Annotated in this window: 21 protein-coding genes; 5 read left to right on the plus strand and 16 right to left on the minus strand. The window is 72.5% G+C overall.

What is annotated here, in order from left to right:
- Nucleotides 1–13: 13 nt before the first annotated feature.
- The 6 genes from F7Q99_RS01230 to F7Q99_RS01255 form a co-directional block, all read right to left on the minus strand.
- Nucleotides 14–913 carry a Gfo/Idh/MocA family protein gene (locus F7Q99_RS01230; protein WP_326846128.1) on the minus strand — a complete coding sequence of 300 codons (900 nt, stop codon included), beginning with the start codon at nt 911–913 and terminating at the stop codon, nt 14–16.
- Nucleotides 914–936: 23 nt separating this feature from the next.
- Complete coding sequence (locus F7Q99_RS01235; RefSeq protein WP_153459673.1) at nt 937–1,605, minus strand: O-methyltransferase; 669 nt, start codon at nt 1,603–1,605, stop codon at nt 937–939.
- Between the two features lie 68 nt (nt 1,606–1,673).
- Nucleotides 1,674–2,327, minus strand: a complete 654-nt coding sequence (locus F7Q99_RS01240; protein WP_153459674.1) for a DedA family protein — start codon at nt 2,325–2,327, stop codon at nt 1,674–1,676.
- Between the two features lie 237 nt (nt 2,328–2,564).
- Nucleotides 2,565–3,371 (minus strand): class I SAM-dependent methyltransferase, encoded by an 807-nt coding sequence (locus F7Q99_RS01245; RefSeq protein ID WP_153459675.1) that lies wholly within the window; start codon nt 3,369–3,371, stop codon nt 2,565–2,567.
- 170 nt (nt 3,372–3,541) lie between these two features.
- Nucleotides 3,542–4,336, minus strand: a complete 795-nt coding sequence (locus F7Q99_RS01250) for a spermidine synthase (RefSeq protein WP_153465671.1) — start codon at nt 4,334–4,336, stop codon at nt 3,542–3,544.
- Nucleotides 4,337–4,389: 53 nt separating this feature from the next.
- On the minus strand, nt 4,390–5,352 hold the full coding sequence (locus F7Q99_RS01255) for an alpha/beta hydrolase (RefSeq protein WP_153459676.1): 963 nt from the start codon (nt 5,350–5,352) through the stop codon (nt 4,390–4,392).
- Between the two features lie 242 nt (nt 5,353–5,594).
- On the opposite strand from F7Q99_RS01255, the gene F7Q99_RS01260 reads away from it, so the two are divergent.
- On the plus strand, nt 5,595–7,016 hold the full coding sequence (locus tag F7Q99_RS01260) for a selenium-binding protein SBP56-related protein (RefSeq protein WP_153459677.1): 1,422 nt from the start codon (nt 5,595–5,597) through the stop codon (nt 7,014–7,016).
- Nucleotides 7,017–7,195: 179 nt separating this feature from the next.
- Here F7Q99_RS01260 and F7Q99_RS01265 read toward each other — a convergent pair whose 3' ends face one another.
- Nucleotides 7,196–8,128: a helix-turn-helix domain-containing protein gene (locus F7Q99_RS01265; protein WP_153459678.1), complete on the minus strand. Its 933-nt coding sequence runs from the start codon at nt 8,126–8,128 to the stop codon at nt 7,196–7,198.
- Nucleotides 8,129–8,315: 187 nt separating this feature from the next.
- On the opposite strand from F7Q99_RS01265, the gene F7Q99_RS01270 reads away from it, so the two are divergent.
- A complete protein-coding gene (locus tag F7Q99_RS01270) occupies nt 8,316–9,419 on the plus strand; it encodes an NAD(P)-dependent alcohol dehydrogenase (RefSeq protein ID WP_153459679.1) in 1,104 nt (367 codons plus the stop codon).
- Nucleotides 9,420–9,518: 99 nt separating this feature from the next.
- On the opposite strand, the gene F7Q99_RS01275 is transcribed toward F7Q99_RS01270, so the two are convergent.
- From F7Q99_RS01275 to F7Q99_RS01285, 3 genes are all read right to left on the minus strand, one after another.
- Nucleotides 9,519–9,896 carry a DUF6114 domain-containing protein gene (locus F7Q99_RS01275; RefSeq protein WP_153465672.1) on the minus strand — a complete coding sequence of 126 codons (378 nt, stop codon included), beginning with the start codon at nt 9,894–9,896 and terminating at the stop codon, nt 9,519–9,521.
- 194 nt (nt 9,897–10,090) lie between these two features.
- A complete protein-coding gene (locus tag F7Q99_RS01280; protein WP_153459680.1) occupies nt 10,091–10,741 on the minus strand; it encodes a DUF6230 family protein in 651 nt (216 codons plus the stop codon).
- A gap of 247 nt (nt 10,742–10,988) precedes the next feature.
- Nucleotides 10,989–11,696 (minus strand): TetR/AcrR family transcriptional regulator, encoded by a 708-nt coding sequence (locus F7Q99_RS01285; protein WP_153459681.1) that lies wholly within the window; start codon nt 11,694–11,696, stop codon nt 10,989–10,991.
- 350 nt (nt 11,697–12,046) lie between these two features.
- Here F7Q99_RS01285 and F7Q99_RS01290 point away from each other — a divergent pair, with 350 nt between their 5' ends.
- Entirely contained in the window at nt 12,047–12,718 is a 672-nt protein-coding gene (locus F7Q99_RS01290) for a Tat pathway signal sequence domain protein (protein WP_153459682.1), read from the plus strand.
- Nucleotides 12,719–12,787: 69 nt separating this feature from the next.
- Here F7Q99_RS01290 and F7Q99_RS01295 read toward each other — a convergent pair whose 3' ends face one another.
- The 4 genes from F7Q99_RS01295 to F7Q99_RS01310 all read right to left on the minus strand — a co-directional run bounded on the left by F7Q99_RS01295 (nt 12,788) and on the right by F7Q99_RS01310 (nt 18,455).
- Entirely contained in the window at nt 12,788–13,966 is a 1,179-nt protein-coding gene (locus F7Q99_RS01295; RefSeq protein WP_153459683.1) for a trypsin-like serine protease, read from the minus strand.
- A gap of 55 nt (nt 13,967–14,021) precedes the next feature.
- The gene (locus tag F7Q99_RS01300; RefSeq protein WP_153459684.1) at nt 14,022–14,537 is read right to left on the minus strand and encodes a hypothetical protein; all 516 of its coding nucleotides are present in this window, start codon (nt 14,535–14,537) and stop codon (nt 14,022–14,024) included.
- A gap of 62 nt (nt 14,538–14,599) precedes the next feature.
- Entirely contained in the window at nt 14,600–14,983 is a 384-nt protein-coding gene (locus F7Q99_RS01305; protein WP_153459685.1) for a hypothetical protein, read from the minus strand.
- 88 nt (nt 14,984–15,071) lie between these two features.
- The gene (locus F7Q99_RS01310; RefSeq protein WP_153459686.1) at nt 15,072–18,455 is read right to left on the minus strand and encodes an ALF repeat-containing protein; all 3,384 of its coding nucleotides are present in this window, start codon (nt 18,453–18,455) and stop codon (nt 15,072–15,074) included.
- Between the two features lie 274 nt (nt 18,456–18,729).
- Between F7Q99_RS01310 and F7Q99_RS01315 the strand changes: the two genes are divergently transcribed.
- Both F7Q99_RS01315 and F7Q99_RS01320 read left to right on the plus strand, forming a co-directional pair.
- The gene (locus F7Q99_RS01315) at nt 18,730–19,602 is read left to right on the plus strand and encodes an AAA family ATPase (protein ID WP_153459687.1); all 873 of its coding nucleotides are present in this window, start codon (nt 18,730–18,732) and stop codon (nt 19,600–19,602) included.
- The gene (locus F7Q99_RS01320) at nt 19,599–21,002 is read left to right on the plus strand and encodes a vWA domain-containing protein (RefSeq protein ID WP_153459688.1); all 1,404 of its coding nucleotides are present in this window, start codon (nt 19,599–19,601) and stop codon (nt 21,000–21,002) included. Before F7Q99_RS01315 ends, F7Q99_RS01320 begins: the two co-directional genes overlap by 4 nt.
- Here the strand turns inward: F7Q99_RS01320 and F7Q99_RS01325 are convergent.
- Both F7Q99_RS01325 and F7Q99_RS01330 read right to left on the minus strand, forming a co-directional pair.
- Nucleotides 20,991–21,974 carry an alpha/beta fold hydrolase gene (locus F7Q99_RS01325; RefSeq protein WP_153459689.1) on the minus strand — a complete coding sequence of 328 codons (984 nt, stop codon included), beginning with the start codon at nt 21,972–21,974 and terminating at the stop codon, nt 20,991–20,993. The genes F7Q99_RS01320 and F7Q99_RS01325 overlap by 12 nt on opposite strands.
- Nucleotides 21,975–22,107: 133 nt before the next feature.
- Nucleotides 22,108–25,593, minus strand: coding sequence for a S8 family serine peptidase (locus tag F7Q99_RS01330; RefSeq protein WP_153459690.1), 3,486 nt, complete (start codon nt 25,591–25,593; stop codon nt 22,108–22,110).
- Nucleotides 25,594–25,741: the final 148 nt, after the last annotated feature.

Consider the following 25,741-nt stretch of genomic DNA (forward strand, 5'->3'; position numbering starts at 1 on the left):
GGGAGCGGCGGCGTCAGACGTCGACCGGGCCGGCGGACTCCAGGGAGCGTTCGGCGGCGGCCAGGATCTCGACCACGCGCAGGCCGAAGTCGGCGCCGCAGGGGTGCGGTTCACCGGTGCGGGCTGATTCGTGGAGGGCGTCCAGGGCGCGGTGCAGGGCGGCGATCGGGCCCTCGCCGCGTTCCGGGAGGTGGGCGACTCCGTGCTCGCCGCGGATCTCCATGCCGGTGCCGCCGCCCGCGACGGGGGTGGTCAGGCTGAGCGCCAGGGTGCTGGACGCGCCGCCCGCGTGGCGCAGCACGAGGTGGAGGGTGTCGAGCGGCCCGGCGACGGCCGTCACCTGCGTCGCGTCGCCGAGCACCGGCAGCAGGACGGACAGCGCGTGCGGGCCGACGTCCCACAGCGCGCCCTTCTCCTGCCGCCACGGCGAGGCCGAGTACGGGCTGCTGCTGCCGGGGGCGAACACCGAGCCGAGCCAGTCCGAGCGGCCGGTGAACCAGCCGCCCAGCGCCGCCTGCTGCTCGATCCACGGGATCTGGTCCCCGCCGAAACGGACGGTGAAGAAGACCACCGAGGCGACCTTGTGCTCCCGTACGGCCTCCGCCACCCGGCGCGCGTCCGGGACGGTCAGCGCGACCGGCTTGTCCAGCAGCAGGTGGCACCCCGCCTCGGCGGCCCGCACCGCGAGGTCCGCCTGGACGGACGGCGGCAGCGCGATGGAGACCGCGTCCACCTCGGAGAGCAGTGTGTCCAGGTCCGCGTAGCCGGAGACACCGTGCGCGGCACCGAGCGCCGTCGCGGCCTCGGGGCGCCGGCCCCAGACGCCCGCGAACTCCAGCCCGGGGTGGTCGGCGAGCACGGGTGCGTGCACCCGCTCCGCCCAGGGGCCGGTGCCCAGCAGTCCTATTCGCACGGTGTCTCCGTCTCCCACACAGTTCAGCTCTGCACGCGCGCCAGCGTGAAGCCGTCGTAGCCCTTGCTGCCGACGGTCTGCACCGACGTCGCGGTGACCCGCGGCTCGGCCGCGATCACGTCGTGCAGCTTACGGGTGGCGACCACCGACGGGTCGGTGGTGTCGGCGTCCGCGACGGCGCCGCCGCGCACCACGTTGTCCACGATGATCAGCGAGCCCGGCCGGGTCAGCTTCAGCGCCCAGGCGAAGTACTCGGGGTTGCTCACCTTGTCGGCGTCGATGAAGACGAGGTCGAAGGGCTCCACGCCCTCCGCCGCCAGCGCGGCCAGCGAGTCGGCGGCGCGGCCGAGCCGGACCTCCGCCACCTTGTCCAGTCCGGCGTTCGCCAGGTTCTGCCGGGCGACCTCGGCGTGCTTCGGGTCGATCTCCAGGGTGATCAGCGTGCCGTCGGCGGGCAGCGCGCGGGCGAGCCAGATCGCGCTGTAGCCGCCGAGCGTGCCGACCTCCAGGATCCGCCGGGCCCCGGCGGTGAGGGCGATCAGGTGCAGCAGCTTGCCCTGGTTAGGGGCGACGGCGATGTGCGGCAGGCCGGCCGCGTCGGCGGCGGCGGACGCGGCCTCCAGCGCCGGGTCGTGCCCGACCAGCTTGTCGGAGAAGTACGCGTCCACGGCGTCCCAGGTCGGCTGCGTCATCTTGGCCTCCAGTACGGTGCTTGATCGACGGTTGCCCGCCGATGCTACGACACGCAGCCGACGGGCCGTCAGTCCGCGACCGGCTCCTTGACGGCGACGGCCTCGGAGGCCTCCTGCTCGGCGTGCGCCTTGGCGGCGCGGCGCTTCATGATCCAGGCCGACGCGCCGCCGACCAGCAGGGCGGCCAGCAGACCGGCCCACGAGAACCGGGACAGCCACGGCTCGATGCTCTTGCCGACCTTGTAGACCAGCAGTGTCGTACCGCCGGCCCAGATGACGCCGCCCAGCACGTTGGCGATCAGGAACTTCCAGTACGGCATCTTCAGCGCGCCCGCGAGCGGTCCGGCGAAGATGCGCAGCAGCGCGATGAACCGGCCGAAGAAGACCGCCCACATGCCCCACTTCTGGAACGACCGCTCGGCGGTGGCCAGGTGGGCCGGCCCGAAGTGCTTCGGGAACCTCCGTCCGAGCTTCTCGAACAGCGGCTTGCCGCCCTTGCGTCCGATCGAGTAGCCGATGGAGTCGCCGACGATCGCGCCGGCGATCGCCACCCCCGCGATGCCGTACGGGCTCACCACGCCCTTGACCGACATCAGCGCCGCCGTCACCAGGGCGATCTCGCCGGGCAGTGGGATGCCCAGCGACTCCAGTCCGATGATCAGGCCGACCAGGCCGTAGACCGCGCCCGGCGGGACGCTCTCGATCCAGGCGTCGATGTGCAAGGCCAGTACCTCCGTGGCAGGACGGGACGGGCGCGGCCCTCAGCGGCGCGCCCGTCCCGGCGGTCGTCCGATGCGGCTCCGGGCCGCTCCCCCTCGTCCAGGCAGCCTAACGTGCCCGGCGGGCCCGTTCCCCCCGCCGATCGCCTGGTCCTCACCTGGCCTTACGACGTACGGCACCCGGCCATAGGACGTACGGCGCCCGGCGGTGGTTCCGGCCCGGCCCATCGAATCCCAAGTCTAGGCAAAGCGCAGTGCGACCACGGACGGCCGGGCGTTCAGGCGGGCGACGAGCGGCAGCAGCACCCGGACGAGACCCCGGCCGCCCTCCGGATACACCTCGCGGACGCCGGTGACCGCCGGGTGGGCGGTGGCCAGCTTGCCGTGCTCGTCCGCGTTCATGCCGAACGGCATCGGCGGCGCCTGGTAGTGCCGGTCGCGCAGCCTGCCCTGCGTGGCCCGGGCGCTGAACCAGCGCGGCACCGCGTCGAGGACGAACGACGCGCCGGGGAAGCGCTCGGCGCAGGCCGCGATGAGCGCCCGGACCTCGGTGGGCCGCAGGTACATCAGCAGCCCCTGGGTGCTGATCAGCACGCCCTGGGCCGGGTCCACCTCGTCCATCCAGCGCGGGTCGGTGGCCGAGCAGGGGAAGATCCGGTGCCGCTCGTCGGGCGGCAGCAGGCGCTCGCGGAGCGCGGCGACCTCCGGCAAGTCGACGGTCAGCCAGCGGGCGCGGCCGTTGTCGACGCGCCAGGCCTGGGTCTCCAGGCCCTCGCCGAGGCAGACGACCGTGCCGCGCGGGTTGCGGGCCAGGAAGTCGGCGACCTCGCGGTCGAAGCAGGCCGCCCGCAGTGCCTGGAGCTGCGACGCGAGGGCGCCGTGGCCGAACCGCTCCTCGAAGGGGAAGTCGATCCGCCCGACCAGTTCGACGGCCTTCGGATCGTGCAGGACGGTGTCCGGCCGCCGTGCCTCCAGCGCCCGGTGCCACAGCGTCCACAGGGCCGTCTCCGGCACCTCCCCCAGCTCCGGCCGCTCCCCGCCGCTCATCGCGCTCTCCCTCTCCCTCGGACGTGCCCGGTGATCCGTGCTCCGTATGAACCCGCCGATTCTGCCACCCGGGACGGGCCGGGGCCCGGGCCGACGCGCGGCGCGGCCGGGAGCGGGGCGCCGCCGGACCTGGGCGCGGAAGGACCGCCGATCCCGACACCCCGGAGAGTTCACCCGACGCTGAACGCGCCGTCCGGGGGCGGCGGGGAGTCGGTGGCGTCCGCGTCCGTGACCGGCGTCACCCGGCCGACGAGCGCGGCCAGGTCGGCACCCTCGGTCAGCCGGGCCGGGAAGATGTCCGCGGCCAGCAGCCGGGACAGCTCCGCGACCGGCAGCGGGGCGGTCGAACCGGCCAGCAGGATGTTGCCGTACCGGCGGCCGCGCAGCACCGGCGCCTCGGCGATCAGGCAGACCTCCGGGAGCACGGCCCGCAGCGTCGCCGCCTGGGCCCGGGCGAAGGCCAGCGGCGGGCCGTCGGCGAGGTTGGCCACGTAGCAGCCGCCGGGGCGCAGCGCGGCTGCGGCCAGACGCACGAACTCCACCGAGGTGAGGTGCGCGGGGGTGCGCGAGCCGCGGAAGACGTCGGCGATCACCAGGTCCAGCGAGCCGCCGGGCACCTCGGCGAGGACGGCGCGGGCGTCCCCGACCGTCGCCGTGATGTCCACGCCGGGCCCCTGCCAGGGCAGGTGCTCCTCGACGAGGGCGAGCAGCGGCCCGTCCACCTCGACGACCCGCTGCCGCGAGCCGGGGCGGGTGGCGGCGATGTACCGGGGCACGGTGAGGGCGCCGCCACCGAGGTGCAGGACGTCGAGCGGCTGGCCGGCGGGGGCGAGCGCGTCGGCGAGGTGGCCGAGGCGGCGGGTGTACTCGAACTCCAGGTGGGTCGGGTCGGAGAGGTCGACGTAGGACTGCGGGGTGCCGTCGAGGGTGAGCAGCCAGCCGCCGTCGCGGTCGACGTCGGGCATCAGCTTGGCGAACCCGAGGTCCGTCTGCCGCCCGACCGGCACCCGCTCGTCGGTCACGCCGTCGCCTCGACGTCCACGTACGCGGCGAGCCAGCGGTTCAGCTCGTCGAAGACCTGGGTGCGGGCGGCCTCGCCGGAGAGGACGAGGTCGTGCATGCCGCCCTTGATCCGGACGACGGTGACGTGCCGGCCCAGGCGCGGCGCCTGTGCGGCGATGTCGTCGGCGCGCAGCACGCCGTCGGCGTGGTGCAGGGCGTTGTGCCACTTGGTGGTGGAGATCGAGGCGGTGGACGCCATCAGCAGCACGGGGACGTCGATCCCGAGCCCGCGCCGTACCTGCCGGTGTCCCTGGTGGATGGCCGAAAGCCACCCGGCGAACAGCGGGAACCCCTCGGCGGGCTTGAGCTTCAGGTCGAAGTCCCACTCGCCGCGGTGGTCCTTGTGCAGGCTGTGCGTGTAGTGCGGGTTCATCGTCGAGGGCAGCACCCGGGTCGGCGCGAACCGCGCGATGGCGGTGACGGCCGGCCCGCTGACCGTCACCACCGCGGGCGCGACCGGCATCGACAGGAACGGGCTGTTCAGGAATACCCCGTCGATCAGCCCCCGCCCCGCACGCCGCCCGGCCCACAGCGCCCCGACGAGCCCACCGGTTGAGTGCCCGTTCAGCAGCACCTGCCGGTGCCCGTCGACCTCGCGGACGATCCGCATCGCCTCGTCGATCTCCTCGTCGTACTCGGCGAGGTCGCGCACGAAGTTCGGCGACTGGTGCGGCCGCAGCGAGCGACCGTACTTGCGCAGGTCGAGCGCGTAGAAGGAGTAGCCGAGCCCGGCGAAGTGGTCCGCGAGGTTGGTCTGGAAGAAGTAGTCGTTGTACCCGTGGATGTACAGCACGGCCTTGTCCGACCCGGGCACCAGCCGCCGCACGAGCGTCGCGAGGACCTCCCCCTCGTCGTCCGGCCGAAGCGGCAGCTCCACGACCTCGTAGGGGGCACCCAGCACGTCTTCCCGAAACTCCATCGCCCGCCGCACCCAACCTCTGCTCCGACCTGCCGTGACAGGTGCTCCGATCCGGAAGCCCCGACGATACCGGCCGGTAGCCCGCCTCCGCTCGGCGGCGTCCGTCCGCCGCGCGCCGCCGGCCCGGTGACCCGCACCACTGGACCTCCCTCCGTGCGCCTGCTGTGCGCCGGTGGGAGTGTGGAACGCTACCCGGACGCACGTCACTCCCCGTATCCGCAAGGCGAGTTGAGGAGTCCGCGATGCCACACGGGCATGGTCAGGAGACAGCGCACACCGATCCGTCGCTCTACCGCTCGGCCACCGACGCGATGGCCGCGCCGCCGGAGAGGCTGGCGTACGTCGCCGGGTTCGACCGGGCGGGGCGACGGCCGGACGCCTTGCTCACGGTGGACACCGATCCGGCGTCGGCGAGTTACGGGAAGGTGCTAAACTTCGCCGAACTGCCGACGCTGGGCGATGAGTTGCACCACTTCGGGTGGAACGCCTGCTCCAGCGCGCTGGCGCACGCCTGCCACGAGAACCCGGAGCGGCGGTTCCTGCTGCTGCCGGGGCTGCGGTCGTCGCGGTTGCACGTGATGGACACCCGGCCGGATCCGGTGCGGCCGAGGCTGGTGAAGACGGTGTCGGCGGAGGAGCTGGCGGCGCGGGCCGGGTACTCGCGGCCGCACACGCTGCACTGCGGGCCGGACGGGGTGTTCCTGTCGTGCCTGGGGAGCGGGGACGGCTCGGACGGGCCGGGCGGGGTGGCGCTGCTCGACCACACCACCTTCGACGTGCTGCGCGCGTGGGAGACCGAGCGCGGGCCGCAGCACTTCGCGTACGACGTGTGGTGGCACCTGGGGACGAACGTGGGCGTCACCAGCGAGTGGGGCACGCCGTGGATGGTCGAGGACGGGGTGCGGCCGGAGCTGCTGCTGCGGCGCGAGTACGGGCACGCGCTGCACTTCTGGGAGCTGGACTCGGGCCGGCACCTCCAGCGGGTCGACCTCGGCGACCAGCACCAGATGGTGCTGGAGCTGCGCCCGGCGCACGATCCGCAGGCGGAGTGGGGGTTCGCGGGCGTGGTGGCCAACGTCGAGGACCTCTCCTCCTCGGTGTGGCTCTGGTACCGGGACGGAGCGGCGTTCACCGCGCGCAAGGTGATCGAGATACCGGCCGAGCCGGCCAAGGCCGAGAGCCTGCCGCCCGCGCTCCAGCCGTTCGAGGCCGTGCCGCCGCTGGTCACCGACATCAACCTGTCGGTGGACGACCGCTGGCTGTACGTGTCCGCGTGGGGCACCGGCGAGCTGTTCCAGTACGACGTGTCCGACCCGTTCCACCCCCGGCGGACCGCCTCGGTGCGGCTCGGCGGGGTGGCCGCCCGCACCCCGCACCCCGCCGAGCCGGAGCGCCCGCTGAGCGGCGCGCCGCAGATGGTGGAGATCAGCCGGGACGGCAAGCGGCTCTACCTCACCAACTCGCTCTACGGGGCCTGGGACGACCAGTTCTACCCGGACGGCATCGAGCCGTGGATCGTCAAGCTGGACGCCGACACCGAGGCGGGCGGGCTGACCGTGGACGAGCGGTTCTTCCCGCACGGCGCGGACTTCCGGGGGCTGCGGGTGCACCAGACGCACCTCGCGGGCGGCGACGCGTCCTCGGACTCCTACTGCTACCGGTAGAGCGCCTGGTCGTAGCGGACCTGGGCCACCGGCAGGCCGGCTACGAGGAGCCCGGACCGGACGTCGGCCACCATGCGTATTCGGCGGTGCTGCTGATCTCCATGACCCGCCCAGTCAACCGCCTGCCGCCGACCGCCCGGAAGGGCCGATGGCCCCGGCCGCACCCGGGACCATCGGGCCTAACGCGAGGTTTCCGACGGAGTTTCCCGACCCTCCGCGGCAGGCTTCACGTCGGGCTCGGACTCGGACTGGGACTCGGGCTCGGCAAGGTGTTCGGTCGCCGCCCAACTGGCCAGCAGGCGCAGGGATTCGGCGGAGGTCGAGCCGGGTGCGGCATGGTAGGCGACGAGTACCTGCTCGAGGTCGCCCGCCGGGCGGAGGGTCTCGTACTGGAGGCTGAGGCGGCCGACCACCGGGTGGCGCAGTTCCTTGGTGCCGTGGCCCTTGTCCTGGATGCCGTGGGCCGCCCAGAGGCGGCGGAAGTCCTCGCTCTTGACGGAGAGTTCGCCGATCAGGGAGGCCAGCCTCGGATCGTCCGGGTCGCGGCCGGCGTCCAGGCGCAGAATGCCGACGACGTCGGCGGCCTTGCCCTCCCAGGGCTGGTACAGCTCGCGGGCGGCCGGGTCGAGGAAGACGTGCCAGGCCATGTTGCGCTGCTCCGGCGGCATCGCGCCGAAGTCGCCGAGCAGGGCGGCGCCGAGCCGGTTCCAGCCGATGACGTCCAGCCGCCGCCCCAGGACGTAGGCGGGCACGCCCTCCATCGCGTCCAGGAGCTGCTGGAGCGCGGGCCGGACCTGTTGCACGCGGGCCGCCGCGCGGCCGGAGCGGCGGCGGGCGGGCTTGGTGAGGCGGCCCAGGTGGTCGCGCTCGGCCGGGCCGAGCCGCAGGGCGCGGGCGATGGCGTCCAGCACGGCCGCGGAGACGTTCTCGCCGTGGCCCTGTTCGAGCCGGGTGTAGTAAGCGGTGCTGACCCCGGCGAGCTGGGCCAGCTCCTCGCGGCGCAGGCCGGGCACCCGGCGGCGGGTCCCGTGGTCGGGCAGGCCCACGTCCTCGGGCCGCAGCCGGGCGCGGCGGGAACGGAGGAACTCGCTGAGTTCGGTGCGCTGGTCCATGCCTGCAGTATGCGGGCGATCGGCCGCCCGGGCGTACGCGAACGTGATACTGCCGTGCGTAGGTTCCGCTCTCCTACGCTCGCGTTCCGTACGCCCGGCTTTCCTACGTTCGGGGCTCGTACGCTGCGGCTTCGTACGTTGATCCTTGGTCTGGTTGGCCGCTCCGGCCCGGCGCAGCCTTGAGGACATGACGAACACGGGCATCACGAACACGGGCATCACGAACGACACGAACGCCGGTACCACCCGCACGGTCGCCGCCTACGCGGCGCTCACCCCGAAGTCCCCGCTGCAGAAGACCACGGTGCCCCGCCGCGCGGTGGGCGAGCACGACATCCTGATCGACATCGAGTTCGCCGGCATCTGCCACTCCGACATCCACCAGGTCGGCGAGGACTGGGGCACCGGCATCTTCCCGATGGTGCCGGGCCACGAGATCGCCGGCGTGGTGAGCGAGGTCGGCCCCGGCGTCACCCGCTGGAAGGTCGGGGACCGGGTCGGAGTCGGCTGCTTCGTCGACTCCTGCCGGGAGTGCGACAACTGCCGGGCCGGCCTCCAGCAGTACTGCACCGGTGACGGCGGCGCCACCTTCACCTACAACGCCATCGGCCGCGACGGCGAGCCCACCTACGGCGGCTACTCCACCCAGCTGGTGATCGACGAGGGCTACGCGCTGCGCATCCCCGACAACCTGCCGCTGGACGCCGCCGCCCCGCTGCTGTGCGCCGGGATCACCCTCTACTCGCCGCTCTCCCACTGGGGCGCGGGCCCGGGCAAGAAGGTCGCGATCGTCGGCCTCGGCGGACTCGGCCACATGGGCGTCAAGATCGCCCACGCCAAGGGCGCGGAGGTCACCGTGCTCAGCCAGTCGCTGCGCAAGCGCGAGGACGGGCTGAAGCTGGGCGCCGACCACTACCGGGCCACCTCGGACCCGGCCACCTTCACCGAGCTGGCCGGCACCTTCGACCTGATCGTCAACACCGTCTCGGCCGACCTCGACCTCAGCGCCTACCTCGGGCTGCTGCGCGCCGACGGCACGATGGTCCAGGTCGGCGCACCGGAGAAGCCCGTCACGGTGAACGCGCACGCGCTGCTCGTCGGCCGCCGGTCGCTGTCCGGCTCGATGATCGGCGGGCTGCCGGAGACCCAGGAGATGCTGGACTTCTGCGGCGAGCACGGCATCACCGCGGAGATCGAGCTGATCCGCGCCGACCAGATCAACGAGGCGTACGAACGGGTGCTGGCGAGCGACGTCCGGTACCGGTTCGTGATCGACGTCTCGACGATCTGATCTGCGCCCGCCTGTCCGCGCCACGTCGGACACACTGCGGCAGTGAACGCGGCGCCCCGCCCCCGGTGCTCTCCCTTCACCGGGGGCGGGGCGCCGCCGTCATGCGCCGGCCGGGCCGGCTGCCTTGCCGTGCCGGGCCCGGCGTTCCTCACGCCGTTCCTCCCGGCGCGCCCGGCCGCGTCTGAGCGGTTGGTCGGGCACCCAGCCGAAGGTGAGGCAGGCACCGATCACGCCCCACAGCATGCCGAACAGGAAGCCGCCCAGGTTGGACGTCACCCAGCTGGCCAGCGACGCGAGCAGGGCCATGATCGAGTAGAACAGCCGCTGCGCCGGGTTGAACAGGATCAGCAGGCCGCACAGCACCATCACCGTCGGGACGAGGTAGCCGGCCAGCCCCTGCATCCCGATGTGCAGGACGACCGGCAGCGGCGCCCGCAGGGTGAACAGGATCTCGGCGCCGCCCAGCAGCACCACCAGTCCGCCCCAGAAGGGTCGCCGTCCCCGCCAGTCCCGTCGCTCGACCGAACTGGCGTGCGCGGGACCGACGGCTGCCGCGACGGGGGTGGCGGCCGTCCCCACGGCCTCTCCCCTGCCGGAGCCGCCTGAGTTGCCGGCGCCGTCGGAGGCACCGGGGCCGCCGGAGCCTGCGGGAGGCGACTCGGGCTCGGCCACTAGCAGCCCTTCGAGCTGAAGCTCAGCTTCAGGTTGGGCAGCTTGAACTGCACCGCCGTGCTGGCGTAGTTGTGCTGCCTGACGTGGGTCATGGTGACGGTGTCGGCCTGCTGCCCGAAGACGCCCGGGTTCCCCTTGACCCCGGCCTTGGTGTAGGTGCTGGCGTCCCCGCCGATCTCGATGTTGTTGAACGACGCGTCGCCGGAGAGCAGGTCGGAGTCGGTCGTCAGGTCCTGCGCGCTGACCGGCGTGCCGGCGTCGCCCGCGTGGATCACCAGGTTGATGCCGCCGAGGTCGACGCTCTGGCAGAGGTTGGTGATCTCGGCGTTCTTGATCGCCGACACCGCGACCAGCACCTGACCGCCGGTGTTCCCCTGGTTGGGGCTCTTCGGGATCATGTGGTCCAGGCTGCCGAACTGCTCGAAGCCCTTGCCGTCGAGCTTGTCGGCGGTGATCGTGAACGGCATGCCGGAGATGGCGAAGTTCGCGGCGAGCACGCCCTGTGCGGTGAGCGTCATCAGGACGCCCCCGGCGACGACGGCCGGGACGGCCATCAGCGCGGTGCGCTTCAGACGGACACGTCCTCTTCTCGGCCCGGGCGGTGTGTCGGGTGCCTCGGCCGCCGCGGCGGCCTCCTCGGACATGGCCATGTGTGCTCCCTGTGGGTGGGTTGGGACGGGCAGGCACTGGCACGTCGTCCTGGCGCGGACAGCGTTCCACGGCCGGGCCGGTCGCCCGTCCCTCGGCAGCGGGACGGGAACGGTGGTCGGACCGCGGGTGGAATAACCGAGAAGCTACTGCTCGGTATCGGCCGGGTCAATACGGGTGCACGAAGGATCTTCACCAACCGGCCATGGATCTTGACTGTTCGTCAGTTTTGTTTCCCGCGTTCGGAATTCATCCGTCCGCGAGACCCAGGCGACGGCCGGCCTCGGCCGGCCCGAGGAAGGGCGCGAGACAGAACAGGCTCAACACCGGCAGAAGATCCTCGAGTTCGCCCGTCCTGCCGGAGCCCACCTGCCGGTACACCGCGCTGTAGACGCCGCCCACCACCGCGTCGACCACGGCCTCCACCTCGATCCCGCCCGGCAGTTGCGGCACCTCGGCGAAGAACGCCCGGAACTTCTTGAGGAGTTGATCGCGCTCCCGCCGCCCGGCCGGGCCGACCGCCTCGATCTCGATCACCGCCATGGTCGCGAACGCCGGTACGCCGGCCAGCAGCCGGAGCATCGCGTCGAGCGCCTGCCGAATGCCCGTGCACCAGTCCGGCTCGACCGCGAAGGCCGCCGCCATCCGCCGGATCACCACCCCGGTGCCGTGCCGGTGGGCGGCCAGGAAGGCGTCTTCCTTGCCGCTGAACAGCTCGTAGAACACCGGCCTGGTCACCCCGGCGGCGCGGCAGATGTCGCTGACCGTCGCATGCTGGTAGCCGTGTTCGGCGACGGTGTGGACCAGCCCGTCGAGCAGCCGCTCGCGCTGCGTCGCGGCGACCACGTCCGGGGGCAGCCGGCTGGGGCCGCGCTTGATCGAACGGGCCGGGTCGCGGCCGGTCCGCGCGCCCGGCAGCAGGACCACGTCGGCACCCCCGAAGGAATTTCCCTCCATCACCAACTCCCGCTTTCTGCCTTGACATTGACGCAACAACGGGTTTACAACACTGGCAGGTTTCCAATCGGTGGGCGACCCGGGGAACCTCCAGGGCCCGACGGCCGACTACGCCATCCCGGGCTCCGGGACCACGGCGGACGCTCGCCCGGCGGTGGCAGCCGCCGGCCGGCACCCCACTGCACCGCGCACACCTCCGCCGCAGAGCGGGCCCGTGGCGCCGGGCCCGCCGCGCCGTGGTTCGCGGAGAACCGCACCCGCCATGCCCGCACCCTCCCCCGCCGCGCGCTCCACCACACCCACGGCGGGCGGAAACCCCCACCCGACTCCGCACGGAGAGAGACACCCTCATGCGCATCCGCCGCACCCTAGGAACCGCAGCCCTCGCCGCACTCGCCCTCGCCGCCACCGCCGTCGGCCCCGCCCGGGCCGACGCCTCCGCCGTCCTGACCACCGGCAGCCTCGGCGGCCCGGCCGCGACCGTCGGCGACGTCCTCACCGCCAGCCTGCTGCCCGGCACGTCCGCCACCTTCTACGACAGCGCCACCAGCACCAAGGGCATCAGCTGCGCCGTCTCCTCGTTCTCCGCCACGGTCACCGACAACCCGGCCGCACCCGGCAACGCCGTCGAGCAGCTCAACACCCAGACCTTCGACTCCTGCACGTCCAACGTCATGGGCGTCACCGGCGTCCAGAGCATCACCGTCGACAACCTGTCCTACACCAACACCGTCGGCGACGGCCCCGGCAGCCCGGTCACCCTCGCGCCCGGCGCGGCCGGCCCGATGCAGACCACGGTGGTGCTCAACACCATCCTGGGCAGCGTCAGCTGCGTCTACCAGCAGGCGGCCAGCATCTCCGGCACCACCTCCAACACCGACAACAGCATCGGCTTCGCCGCCCAGCCGTTCGGCCTCAGCTCCGGTTCGAGCCTGTGCTCCTCGACCGGCTACTTCACCGCCACGTACGGCCCCGTCACCGACACCTCCGCTGCGGGCAGCCCGCTGATCTACGTCAACTGACACCCGGCACAAGCGAAACGGCGTCCGGCAACGCGAGGTTGCCGGACGCCGCTCGATGATGACGTATCGTCAGATCGTGAAGACCTGGTCCGAGTACTCCGGGATGCAGTCGAACTGGGTCAGCTTCTGACCGGCTGCGGCCTCCCGCGACCAGCCGGTCATGCACTTGTTGCTCTTGACGTTGCGCAGCTGGTAGCCGCCGCCGCTCACCGGCTCCAGCTTCCACACCTGGTCGACGTACTGCGGGTCGCAGAAGATCTGGACCACCTCGGCGCCGTTGTTCGGCGTCTGCCACGGCACGTAGGCGCACTTGTTGGACTTGACGTTGCGCAGCGAGTAGCCGCCGTCGACCTTCTGGAGGTCCCAGATCTGGTCGACGTACTGGCGGTCGCAGCCGACCTGGACCAGGTTGGCCATGTCCTGCGGCGTCTGCCACGGCACGTAGGCGCACAGGCCGCTGTAGTTGTTCTTCAGCGAGGCCGTGTGCAGCCGGGTGTCGAACACCCAGCTCGCCAGGTCGTCCACCCGGGTCTCCACCGCGCCGGTCCGGGTCTCCGCGCCGGAACCGAGGCAACCACCCTGCCAGGACAGGCTGTTGACGCCAGCCAGCTCCACGCCGCCGCCTGTCGTGGCGCGCAGCGCCGGGCCGCCGGTGTCGCCCTTGCAGATCGCGTCCTTGCCGGCCGTCTTGCCGGTGACGGCGACGGTGGTGGCGGTCGAGGACTGGACGGTGAACGAGGCGCTGTGCAGCGTGTTCGGCACCCACTCGTCCTTGGTGCGGCCGTAGCCGGCCACGGTGAGGGTCTCACCGGCGGTCGGCGCGGCGCCCACCTTGACGGTGGGGATGCCCTGCGCGGGCTGAGCGAGCTTCACCAGCACCAGGTCACGGTCGGCACGCGGCACCAGCTGCGTCACCTCGGACGAGAACCCGGCGTTGGTCGTCAGGTCGGTGCGTCCAACCGTCGCGACCGTCTTCAGCTTCGGCGCACCGGCCTGCAGCGCCTGCGGCTGCGCCGGGTCGTCGGCGAAACAGCTGCTCGCCGTCAGCACCCAGTACGGGTCCACCAGGGAACCGGTGCACGAGCGCTGGCCGCCGATGTCGAGCTTGGTGGTGAACGCGTAGGTGCCGTTCGGCACGCTGTCACCGATCAGGGCGTTGGCCGTACCGGCACTCACCAGGCTGCCGACGACGGCGGCCGAGGCGAGCATCCCCGTCATCCACGCGGCGCGCGGACGTGAGCGAAACACGATGGAACTCCTCGTTACGGAAGTGGAAAGTACGTCGATCTGCTGGACCGGAGCCCTACTTGACGAGGGTGGTGGTGATCTCCAGCGTGGTGAACGAGCGCTGCTGCGGGTCGGTGGTCTCGCCCACGCCGGTCCAGGTGCCCGGCTTCAGGTCCTGGATCTTGGTCTCGGTGCCGGTGACCAGGACCACGCGCGCCGAGTAGTTGACCGGGGTGCTAACGCCCACGGTCGACGGCAGTTCCAGGCTCAGCCGGCCGCTCGCCCCCGTGGTGGTGAAGCAGTACCGGCCGATGTTGATCGGGCGGGCGTCGATCTCCAGCATGCCGGGCGAGCAGGTCGCGGCGAGGATGATGTTGCCGTCGCCGCTCTTCAGCTTGATGCCGCGGTCCTTGAAGATCTGGTCCGCGCCCGGGTAGGCGAAGTCCTCCACGGCCGGCGGCGGCGGAGTGTCGGCCGACGCCGCCGCGGCAACCGCGGCACCGCCGTCGGCCGCGACGGCCCCCACGATGCCCGACACGGCGACCGCGCCGACGATGGTGCCGATGACGGCCGCCCTTGCGATGGAACGCATGAGTAAACCCCCTTGTTGGAAAAGCGAATTGATACAGATTGAGAAAGTAATGGATGCGGCTGTCAGATGATCCAGAACGCCGCGATGCAGAACACGACGAGGGAGACGAGAACCTGCGCCATCATGGCGACCGACCAGGTGGCGTCCTCCGGCTCGCCCTTGCGCTTCGCCTCCATCAACCGTCGTGCCAGCTCCCTGCGGTGGCCGATCATGCCCGCCGCGAACGCCAGCAGCGCAGTCGTGTAGAACACGATCACGGTGGCAGGCTCCTGGTGCCCCACGCGGTAGTAGGCGAAGGCGGTGAGCGCCCCGACGACGGGAGCCAGGGCCGTCCTGATCCGGTACTCCGTGGTGGGCATCCCCGGCACCGCGACCGCCCAGAACACACCCGCCGCCAGAACGGCGATCCACAGCCACGACGCGACGCTCAGCCCCAGCGGAGTCACCGCACACCCCCTCGTTCGGGCTGCGGGGCCCGCGTCGGGCGCGGGCCCCGCAGCTCTGTGCCATCAGGTTCGTTCGACAACGGACAGACTAGTCGTCGTCCCCGAACAGGCTGACGAAGGACGAGACGATGTTGTGCCCCGCGTTCGACAGCTTCTCGCCGACCGACTCGACCACCTTCACGCCTGCCTTGGCCATTTCCCCTCGGCCCCAGGCCATCACGCCGGACACACCGGCGCCGATGCCCGAGAGCGCCGTGGTCGCCGCGGCGAACGTGAACTCGTGGCTGGTGAAGCCGTAGCCGATCCCCTTGTAGAGGCTTCCGAAGACGCCCGCGCCCAGGGATACCACCGTGAGGCCGAGCGCGATGGGCTGTCCGCCCGGAATGACCGCCGCAACGCCCGCCGCAATTCCGGTCCAGGTGCTCACGTTGCCCAGGAAGTCGCCGTAGTCCCGGAACAGCTGCTTGTCGTCCTTCGGCGGCTGACCCGGCGTCGGCTTGCTCACCACCGGGACGGTCACCGAGTCGTTGGCCGGCTGGTTCACCGGGTCGACGTGGTTGTTGGCGTTGGCCTGGGCCTGGGCGGCGGCAGCAGCGGCAGCGGCGGCCTGCTCCTGCTCGCGCTTCTGGGCGGCGATCCCGTTGGCGTCGCTCGCGGCCTGGGCGGCCGCGCTCGCGTCCTTGCCCGCGGCGCTCGCGCTGGCCGCGGCCGCGGCAGCCGAAGCCTTCGCGCTCGACGCCGAGTTCACGGCCTGCTTCGCGGAGGTCGTGGCCTGGGTGGCGGAGTAGTTGGCCTGGCGGTTGGCGCTCTGGGCGGTGGCCGCCGCACTCTTGGCCTTCTGCGCCGACGCGGCCGCAGCGGCAGCGGACGCGTCCGCGGCGGTGGACTTGGCCTTGGCGTCGTCCGCGTACCCCTTCGCCGCCTGGGCCGACTGCTGCGCCTGGCTCGCCCAGTTCGCCGCGTCCTGTGCGGCGCCACGTGCGTTCGCCGCGATCTGGTAGGCGAGCTGGGCGCTCTGGTTGGCGGTGACCGCGTCCTTCGCCGCGTTGGAGATCATCGCCAGCACGGAGGACACGTGCGCGTCGGTGTCGGCGTCCTTCTGGGCCGCCTTGAACTGCGTCTTCGAGACGAAGTCGTGCTGCATCCAGGACGGTCCGGCCAGCGCGACCGCGCCCGCCGCCTGCACGTTCGGCCCGCCGCTGGTCACGATCCCGATGGCGGCCACCCGGTCGTCCTCGGCGAGCGCCTTGGCGTAACCGCTGGACAGGAACGCGGCCATGACGGGCACGCTGCCGTCGCTCAGGGCCGCGCCGCCGTCCCGCTGGAGGGCCTTGCCGCCGCCGGTGATCAGCCGGAGGATCTGCATCCGCATGTCGTCGGACTGGGCCTGGAGCGCGCCGCCGCTGAGGAAGGCCTCGACCGCCTTGGGGTCGGTGCTCTCCAGTGACTTCTGGGCGGCGCTCGCGAGGGTCGCGTTGCCGACCTTCGAGACGGCGACGATCTTCTCGCGGTCGTCCATGCGCATGCTGCGCTGGTAGTCCGTCTTCGCCCAGCTCACCACGGCCTCGTCCGGCCCGGCGAGGGCGGCCTGGGCCGAGGCACGGGTCCAGGCGCCGGTGGACTTCAGCAGGTTGACCGCCGCCGCCCGGCCGGCCTTCGCAGCCGTCCTGGTGTCGGCGCCGGGAGCCGCCGCCTGCTTGACGAGGTCCTTCGTCGCACCGTCCTGCGTGGCGGCCTCGGTCTGCTGCTGGTCGAAGCGGACCTGGGTGGCCTGCTCGTCCTTGAGGAGGAGGTCGGCCTGGGTGACGCCGAGCAGCTTGTCCGCCTCCAGCTTCGCCGTCTCGGCGTCGCGGGCGAGCTTCTCGATGTTCTGGGCCTGCGTGACCGCGTCGGACGCGGTCTTGGCGGCGGCTGCCGCGGCGTCCGCGTGCCGGCCCGCGATGTCCGCCCAGTTCTGGGCCTGCCCGGCCGCGTTGGCCGAGTCGTCGGCGGCCTTGGCGGCCTTCTCGGCGTGGTCGGCGGCGGCGTTGGCCCGGACGTTGGCCTCGCTGGCGGCCGCGGCGGCCGAGGTGGCGAGGTTCTCGGCTCGGGTGGCCGCGGCGGTGGCCGCGTTGGCCGCGTTGCGCGCCGTCGTGGCCGCGTTGCGGGCACGGGCCGCCTGGGTGGTGGCCGCCCCGGCCGAGCTCGCGGCCTGTGCGCTGGCCTCGGCGGCAGCGGCGGCGTTGTTCGCGGCGCGGGCCGCGGCGGAGCCGGCCTGGCCCGCCCTGGTACCGGCCTCGGCGGCGCTGGCGGCGGCCGCCGCAGCGTCCCGGGCACCGGCGGCCGCGTCGCGAGCGCCCTGGGCGGCTTCGCGGGCGGCCTTGGCCTGGCTCGCGTCGCCCGCGGCGCCGGCCGCGGCGTTGTAGGCGCGGCTGGCGGCCTGGCCTGCGGCAGCTGCGGCGGACGCGGCCGAGCGGGCCGCGGTGGCGGCCGTCTGCGCCGCCGACACCGCCGTGTTGGAGGCGTCGATCGCGGTCTTGGCGGCCTGCGCGGCGGCCTGGGCTGCCTGGGCTGCCTTGTTGGCAGCAGCGCCCGTCTTGTCCGCGTCGTCCTTGGCCGCGGCGGCCTCGGCGGCGGCCGTCTGCGCGGCCTGCTTGGCCTGCGCGGCGGCGGCTTCGGCCTGGTCGCCGGCCTCCTTGGCGGCGGCGGTCTCGGTCTGGGCCCGCTTGGTGGCGTCGCTCGCGGCCTGGGCGAGCTGCTTGACGGACAGCGTCTCCTGGTCCCTGGCCTGGGCCAGGTACTGGCCGCTGCGCAGGAACTCGCGAATGTCGGCGGGGGTGCCGTTGAGCACCCGGTTGGCCTGCTTGGTGAACTCCGCGCCGGTGTAGACGCCCATCAGCCGCAGGACGGCGACGCGGTCGTCCTCCTCCTGCGCCTTGAACCGGCCACTGGTCAGGAAGTCGTCCATGGCCTGGGCCGTGCCGTCGTCGAGCGCCTTGCCACCGGCCGTCCGGACGCCGGCGTCAGCGCCGGTGATGACGGACAGGATCGCCACCCGGCGGTCGTCCATCATCGGGTTCTGCCAGCCGCTGGTGACGAACGCGTGGACGTCGGCGTCCGAGCCGCTCAGCGCCTTCGACGCGGCGTCACGCACGCCCTTGCCCGTGTTGCTCAGCATTGCGATGACGGCGAACCGCTCGTCCGATGCCTGGGCACGGGCGAGCGTACTGGTCAGGAAGGTCGTGATGTCGGCGTCCGAGCCGCGCAGCGCCTTCTCGGCCTCGTCGCGAACGGCGAGGCCGCCGCCCGTCCAGGCGTCGACCACCCGTGATCGGTATTCGGCCGGCATCGGCGCCGGGCCGGCGTCGGACGGAAGCGCCTGGGCGACCGTGGTCCCCGCCATCGTCGCAGCCAGGGCGAACGCGGTCGCCGTCAGCAAGCGGGCACGTAAACGCTTGCGGGGTGTTCCCGCGCTCTTGGGTATGTCCGTCATATCCCCTCTTCCCCCGGGCCGTCACGGCCCCCTTGCACCAGGACAGTTGTCATGGCAGCAATAAGATCCTAGGGCCGCTGAAGCCCCATTAGCTTCGGATACGGACCTCATATCCATGCAATAAATCTCGCCAACCAATGGCAAAGAACGGGAATGACCACACCTGTCCGGTTCGTACACATCCACGCACCGCCGCACCTGACCCCGAGACAGCGAAGCGACCGGCCGGTAGGGTGCTGGCCGACGGTCACGGCGAGGCGGAAACGGAGCGGGGATGAACGGGGACGGAACGGGGTTCTTCACGTCGGTGGCGGACGCCGCACGGCAGTTGGCCGCGACGGGCTACCTCGCCTCCACGGCGGTGGCGACCACGGTGTTCCTGGCCGACCGGCTGGGCAAGCCGCTGCTGGTCGAGGGGCCGGCCGGGGTCGGCAAGACCGAACTCGCCAAGGCATTGGCCGAAATCGGTCGCGCCCGACTGGTCCGGTTGCAGTGTTATGAAGGCATCGACGAGGCCCGCGCCCTCTACGAGTGGAACCACGCCAAGCAGTTGCTGCGGATCACCGCCGGGCGTGACGAGAGCTGGGACGACGCCCGCACCGACATCTTCGGCGAGGAGTTCCTGCTCACCCGCCCCCTGCTGACCGCGATCCGCGGCGACGAGCCGACGGTGCTGCTGATCGACGAGATGGACAAGGCCGACGTCGAGGTGGAGGCGCTGCTGCTGGAGGTGCTCAGCGACTTCCAGGTGACGGTGCCCGAGTTGGGCACCATCACGGCGAGCCGCCGCCCGTTCGTGCTGCTCACGTCCAACGCCACCCGGGAGCTGTCGGAGGCGCTGCGCCGCCGCTGCCTCTTTCTCCACCTCGACTACCCGGACGCGGAGTTGGAGCGCCGGATTGTCCGGCTGAAGGTGCCCGGCCTGGACGAGACGCTGGCCGCGTCGCTGGTCCGGGTGGTCGGCGCGCTGCGCGCCATGGAACTGCGCAAGGCGCCGTCGGTCGCGGAGACCATCGACTGGGCCCGCACGCTGCTCGCGCTCGGCGCCGACACCCTGGACGAGGCGGTCGTCCAGGACACCCTCGGGGTGATCCTCAAGCACCAGGACGACGTGCGGAAGGCCACCCGGAAGCTCACCGTCGCATGACGACCGATCCCGCCGCCCGCCTGACCGGCCTGGTCCGCGCGCTGCGCGGGCACGGGCTGCGGATCGGCCCGGCCGAGACGGTGGACGCGGCGGCCGTGCTCGACGTCCTCGGCTTCGCCGACCGCGAGCAGATGCGCGCCGGGCTGGCCGCCGCGCTGCTGCGCTCGGACGGCCAACGGGCGGTCTTCGACGCCGCCTTCGACCTCTTCTTCCCACTCGGCGTCGGCACACTGGAGGCCGCGCGCCACGTCGAACCGCAGGACGACGCACCGCGTTTCGGCCGCCCCGACCCCGCCCGCGACGACCTGCGCGAGCGCATCGCCGCCGCGCTCGCCGCCGACGACCGGGCCGCACTCGCCGCGCTGGCGGGCGAGGCGGTCGAGTCCTTCGGCCGCTACGGCACCGGCTCCGCCCCCGGCTCGGACGGTTGGTCGGCCCACCAGGCGCTCGGCCGGCTCGCCCCGGAGACCCTGCTCGCCCGGATCCTCGCCGCCCTGCGCGAAGGCCGGGAAGCGGCCGACCTCTCCGACCGCGTCCTCGCCGACGAGATCCGCCGCCGTATCCAGGACTTCCGCGCGATGGTCGCCGGCGAGGCCCGCCGCCGCGTCGCCGAGCTGCGCGGAACCGAGCGGATCGCCGAGCGCGCGGTCACGCCGGCCGCCGACCGGATCGACTTCCTCGCCGCCGGCCCCGACCAGCTCGCCGAACTCCGGCGCACCGTGCACCCGTTGGCCCGCAAGCTGGCCACGCGCCTGGCCGCCCGGCGCCGGAAGGCGGCCCACGGGCAGATCGACCTGCGGCGCACCCTGCGCCGCTCGCTGTCCACCGGCGGGGTGCCGCTGCGCCCGGCGTACCGGCTGCGCCGACCGGCCCGGCCGGAGCTGGTGCTGCTGTGCGACGTGTCCGGTTCGGTGGCCGGGTTCGCCGACTTCACCATGCTGCTGGTGCAGGCGATGAGCGAACAGTTCAGCAAGGTACGGGTGTTCGCGTTCGTCAACCGCACCGCCGAGGTGACCGCCCTGCTGGCGCGCGGCGACACCGACCCGGCCCGGCTGGCCGCGCGCATCCTCGGCGAGGCCAAGGTGATGGGCTACCACGGCAACAGCGACTACGGCTCCGCCCTGGGCGAGTTCGCCGAGCGGTACCTGGACGCGGTGGGCCCGCGGACCAGCGTACTGATCCTCGGCGACGCCCGGAACAACCGCCGTGACCCGAACCTGGACGCGCTGCGCCGGATCGCAGGCCGGGCACGGCGGGTCCACTGGCTCAACCCCGAGCAGCCCGCGCTCTGGCCGACCGGCGACTCCGCCGCGCTCGCCTACGCGGGCGTCGTGGAGATGCACTCCTGCCGCAACGCCCGCCGGCTGGGCGAACTGATCGCCCGCCTGCTACCGGTCTGAGGCGCTCTCCACGTGCTCGAGGAAGTCGAGCAGCGCCGCGGTGACCTCCTCCGGCCGCTCCTGCTGCGTCCAGTGGCCGGTCTCCGGCAGCCGGACGTACCGGTGGAGCCTCGGCGTGTGGTGCTTCAGGAGGTGCGCCCGCACCTCCGGCTCGATGATCGCGTTCACCAGGTCCTGCTCGCCGGCCACGAACAGCGCGGGCACCTCGATCGGCCGGCCGGCGAACGGCGCCATCAGCTCCGCGTTCCGGTCGATGTTGCGGTACCAGTTGAGCCCGCCGGTGAAGGCGTGCTCGCCGTGTTCGGCGTAGTCGGCCGCGAAGGCGTCGATGTCCGCCTCGGTGAGCCAGTGCGGCAGTCGCTCCGGCTCCGGCACGGTGTCCAGCAGGGTCCTGCCCTCGGGGACGATCCACGGCTGCGGCTTCCCGTCGGGGTACGTGGCGCCGAGGATGCGGCGGAAGCTGGACTTCGGGTCGGCGGCCAGTTCGGCGTCGGCGCGCCCGGGCTGCTGGAAGTAGATCTGGTAGTAGCCCTCGCCGAAGTCCTCCCGGGCGTTCCGCAGCGGCGGCGGCCCGCCGAGCGGCAGCGGCGGCACGCTGAGCCCGGCGACGGCGCGCACCAGGTCCGGCCGGAGCGCCGCGGCGGTCCAGGCCACCGGCGCACCCCAGTCGTGGCCGACGACCACGGCCTGCTCCGCGCCGAGCGCGCCGATCAGGGCCGTCACGTCCCCCACCAGGTGCAGCAGGGTGTACGCGTCCACGTCCTCCGGCTGCTCGCTGCGCGCGTACCCGCGCTGGTCGGGGGCGACGACGCGGTAGCCGGCGGCGGCGAGCGGGTCGAACTGGTGCCGCCAGGAGTACCAGCTCTCCGGAAAGCCGTGCAGCAGCAGGACCAGTGGGCCCTCACCCTGCTCGGCGATGTGCAGTCGGACACCGTTCACCTCGACGTCGCCGTGCTTGGTCGCGTCGCTCAACTCCCGCTCCCCGGGTCGCTCCGATTCGGCCGTTCGACCCGACCCTGCCCAGCCGGTCACCCGGGGAATCCCCCAGAACGCGGCCGAGGCCGCCCCGGAAACTCCGGGGCGGCCTCGGCGTCTTGGCGATGCGTCAGTTCACCGTGTAGCTGTAGGGGATCGCCGCCAGCACTCCACCGGTGGTGCCGAGGAAGTTGTTGGCGGTGGCCACAGCGGTCGGGGCGGACACCAGGTACAGCACGCCGTGGACGGTGCTGCCCTTCGGGCCGGTCGGGGTGAGGGTCACCTGCAGCGAGCCCGTCGCGCCCGGCGCGACGGTCACCGGGTTGGCGGCCGCAGCCGAGGCGTTGACCGCGGCGGCGTACGGGTCGCCGGTGCTGGAGGTCAGCGCCGGGTCGAACGCCTGGGTGTGCGCGGTCGCGGTGATGGTGGCGGTACCGGCCGGGGCACCGGCGGTGCCGAACGGGCCGATCTGCTGCACGAAGGTGCTCCACATGCCGGGGACGATCGGCTGCGCGGCGGAGCCGCCGTAGCCGGCGACCGAGATGGTCGAGCCGTCCTGGGCCTTCTTCAGGTCACCGAAGAGGTCCGGCGAGCCGGTGGTGGCGCTCAGCTCCAGCTGGGCCGGGGTCGAGGACGCCGCCACCGCCTTCACCTGGTCGGTGCCCGGCGGGACGAGGAAGGCCGGCACCGAGGAGGTGAGGCTCAGCGGCAGGGTGACCGAGGCCGAGGCGCCCTGCGGCACCAGCGGCACGTCGGTGCGGCGGTCGAGGCGACCGTCGGCCGAGATCTTCTGCGTCGCCACGGTGTTGTTGGTGTAGTTCACCTGGACGGTCACCGGCTTGCCGGCGGCCAGCTTGGTGCGCGCGTCGTTCGGCAGGCCGGCGGCGGTGGCGCGGTTCTGGTTGAACGCGATCGTGCCGGCGAAGTCCTGGCTGAGCTCCTGGCCGCTGACCGAGCCGACCACGTTCAGGACGAACCGCCAGCGGCCGGCGGCCGGGTTGACGGTGGAGGCCGAGACGCCCGCGGTGGTGCTGGTCAGGTTGCCCTGCGCGTCGAGGATGCCGTTGCCCTCGACGTCGATCGGGGTGCCGTTCGGGCTGATCAGCGCGCCCTGCATGAGCAGCTTGGAGTCCTTGACGGTGACGCCGACCCGCAGGTCCTTCTGGCCCTTCGGGACGTCGAACGCGTAGGAGAAGCTCTGCGTCGGCGAGCTGCCGCGGCCGTTGCCACCGGTGATGGTGCCGGTGAAGGTGCCGCCGTTCTGGTTCAGCGGGACGAGGCTGCGCAGGACCACCGGCACGCTGGTGGTGGTGCCGTCGGAGCTGGAGACGGTGATCGCCTCGCTGGAGTCGCCGCTGGTCGCCGGGACGGTGACCTGGGCCTTCAGGGTCTTCGTCTGACCCGGCTGCAGGTCGACGACGTTCGGGCCCACGGAGCCGGCCGGCACCGCGCGCTGGGTGGAGGTGCCCAGCTGGACCGCGCCGTTGTAGCCGGCCTTGCCCGCCGGGGTGTAGAGGATCGCGGTCCACTCGCCGGCGACCGGGTGCGGGACGTCCACCAGGCCGTAGTTGGCCGGGGTGGCACCGCCCTGCGGGCGGGTGTTGGTCTCGAACTTCCCGGACGGGTCGAGCAGCGTCATGCGGACGACCGGGCCGTTGACGACCGGGGTGGCCGCACCCTGCCAGGCGATCGACGCCGCGAGGCGGTCGGCGCCGGCCGGGACGGTGAACTTGACCTGCTTCTGCACCCAGGTGGCGCCGTTGGTGGCGTACTTGAAGGTGTCGGTGGAGGCGGTGTCCAGCTGGACGGTCTGCTGGTTGCTCGACTGCGGCACGAAGCTGCGGGTCGCGGCGGTCACCGTCTGCTTGGTGTCACTGGTGTTGGTGACGCTCACGTCGGTGGTGTGGGTCGAGCCGGGGGCGCCGGCGATGTCGACCTGGCCGGTGTTGACGACGACCGCGTTGCTGCCCGGGGTGCCGTCGCCGTCCTGGATGCCGCGGGCGGCCTCGACGGCGGCGCGGACGTTCAGCAGGCCGGCGCCCTGCTCCTCGGCCGGCACGCCGAGGTCCTGGGCGGTGCCGGTGAGGAGCTTCTTCACCAGGGCCGGGGACGGCGAGTCGCCGCCGTGGGTGTCGCGGAAGGCCTGGATGACCAGGGCCGCGGCGCCGGTGACGAACGGCGCGGCCTGGCTGGTGCCGCCGAACGACTGGATCGGCTGGCCGGTGCCGCCGAAGCCCTTGCAGTCGGTGTACTTGGTGAGGTCGGGCGAGCACAGCGCCCAGTCCGACTCGCCCGGGGCGACCAGGTCGACCGTGCGGCCGGCCTGGGTGAAGCCACCCGAGGACAGCGCGGAGATGCGGCTGTTGCTCCAGGTCTTGTTGGAGAACTGCGCGGCCGCGTAACCGGTCTGCTGGTAGTTCTGGTTGTCCGTGGAGGCGCCGACCGCGATCACGTTCGGGTCGGTGGCCGGGGTGCCGATGGTGCCGCTGAGACCGGCGTCACCGGAGGACACGGCGACCGTCACACCGGCCTTGACGGCCTGGTCGTTGAAGAGCGCGATGGTGTCGTGGGCACCGGAGTCCGGGGTGACGTTGCCACCGAAGGACTCGTTCAGCACGTCGACGTGGGAGACCCGCACCGCGTAGTCGATCGCCTGCAGGATCGACGAGTTGGACATGACCTCGCCGCCGGCCTTCAGCGCGACCAGGTCGGCGTCCGGGGCGAGCCCGCGGACGCGGATGTTGCAGCCGGCCGGGAGCGGGTGCGAGGCGTTGACGAACTTGGAGACGTCGTACACCTGGCGGCCCTGGGCGATGACCGCCGAGGCGTCGCCGAAGGCCTCCGCGCCACCGGTCGGCGCGTTGATGCCGTCGCCCGCGAAGTCCTGGTAGTCGACGACGGCGTGCGAGCCGTCGGCCCGGATGAAGTCCGGGTTGTTCGGGTCGAGGCCGTCCGCGATGTAGGCGACCTTCACACCCTTGCCGGTGGCCAGGTCGGCCGCGCCGGGCCGGCCGTTGGCGCCGACCGCGCGGGTCGAGTACAGGCCCTCCGGCTCCAGCAGCGGCTTGCTCGGGTCGGACGGACAGACCGTGTTGGTCGCGATCTCCTCCGGGCCCTGGCCGTTGCTGCCCGAAACGGCCTGCGGGGCGGCGGCGGCCTTCGGGGCCTCGGCGGTCTCGGCCGCCTTGGCCTTGGCCTTGGTGGCGGCCGGCGGGGCGACGGTGACCTGAGTGTCCGCCACCACGGAGGCGACGGACGGGTCGGCCTGGAGCTGGGCCCGCAGAGCCGGGCTGACGGTGGCCGAGAAGGCGTTGCCGACCACGAAGCTCTTGATGTTGGTGCCGCCGTTGGCCTTGACCTTCGCCAGCAACGGGGCCTGCGCGTTGGCGGCCTTCTGCTGGCGCGCGCCCAGGTGGCCGTGGTCGGCCGGGGCGTCCGCGATCTGGTCCTTGAGAATCACGATCACCGGCACCGGGGTCCCGTCCGCCGACGCCGCCGGGGCGTTCGGGGAGTCGGGGATCGGAGCGCCGTTCGCGGTGGTCCCGAAGCCGAGGACCATGGACGCGGCGGTGACCGTGACGGCAGCTGCTAGCTGGGATTTCCGCCAGCCGATCAATGGACATCCTTTCGTCTGATGAGACGTCAGGTTGCACGGTACAGGCACACGCGGGCCCTGGTCGGTCGCGTGGTTGCTCCGGACCGCACGTCCCGACAGCGGACGCATTCCAGCGCATCCGACACGACCACGACAAGGGGGGAAATCC

Origin of the sequence: Streptomyces kaniharaensis, from assembly GCF_009569385.1 — a bacterium.
GTDB classification, from domain to species: domain Bacteria; phylum Actinomycetota; class Actinomycetes; order Streptomycetales; family Streptomycetaceae; genus Kitasatospora; species Kitasatospora kaniharaensis.

Excerpts from the sequence above, each read along its gene's own strand:
- F7Q99_RS01235 (WP_153459673.1), bottom strand. The coding sequence starts at position 1,605 with ATGACGCAGCCGACCTGGGACGCCGTGGACGCGTACTTCTCCGACAAG.
- F7Q99_RS01245 (WP_153459675.1), bottom strand. The coding sequence starts at position 3,371 with ATGAGCGGCGGGGAGCGGCCGGAGCTGGGGGAGGTGCCGGAGACGGCC.
- F7Q99_RS01250 (WP_153465671.1), bottom strand. The coding sequence starts at position 4,336 with ATGCCCGACGTCGACCGCGACGGCGGCTGGCTGCTCACCCTCGACGGC.
- F7Q99_RS01255 (WP_153459676.1), bottom strand. The coding sequence starts at position 5,352 with ATGGAGTTTCGGGAAGACGTGCTGGGTGCCCCCTACGAGGTCGTGGAG.
- F7Q99_RS01260 (WP_153459677.1), top strand. The coding sequence starts at position 5,595 with ATGCCACACGGGCATGGTCAGGAGACAGCGCACACCGATCCGTCGCTC.
- F7Q99_RS01265 (WP_153459678.1), bottom strand. The coding sequence starts at position 8,128 with ATGGACCAGCGCACCGAACTCAGCGAGTTCCTCCGTTCCCGCCGCGCC.
- F7Q99_RS01270 (WP_153459679.1), top strand. The coding sequence starts at position 8,316 with ATGACGAACACGGGCATCACGAACACGGGCATCACGAACGACACGAAC.
- F7Q99_RS01280 (WP_153459680.1), bottom strand. The coding sequence starts at position 10,741 with ATGGCCATGTCCGAGGAGGCCGCCGCGGCGGCCGAGGCACCCGACACA.
- F7Q99_RS01285 (WP_153459681.1), bottom strand. The coding sequence starts at position 11,696 with ATGGAGGGAAATTCCTTCGGGGGTGCCGACGTGGTCCTGCTGCCGGGC.
- F7Q99_RS01290 (WP_153459682.1), top strand. The coding sequence starts at position 12,047 with ATGCGCATCCGCCGCACCCTAGGAACCGCAGCCCTCGCCGCACTCGCC.
- F7Q99_RS01300 (WP_153459684.1), bottom strand. The coding sequence starts at position 14,537 with ATGCGTTCCATCGCAAGGGCGGCCGTCATCGGCACCATCGTCGGCGCG.
- F7Q99_RS01310 (WP_153459686.1), bottom strand. The coding sequence starts at position 18,455 with ATGACGGACATACCCAAGAGCGCGGGAACACCCCGCAAGCGTTTACGT.
- F7Q99_RS01315 (WP_153459687.1), top strand. The coding sequence starts at position 18,730 with ATGAACGGGGACGGAACGGGGTTCTTCACGTCGGTGGCGGACGCCGCA.
- F7Q99_RS01320 (WP_153459688.1), top strand. The coding sequence starts at position 19,599 with ATGACGACCGATCCCGCCGCCCGCCTGACCGGCCTGGTCCGCGCGCTG.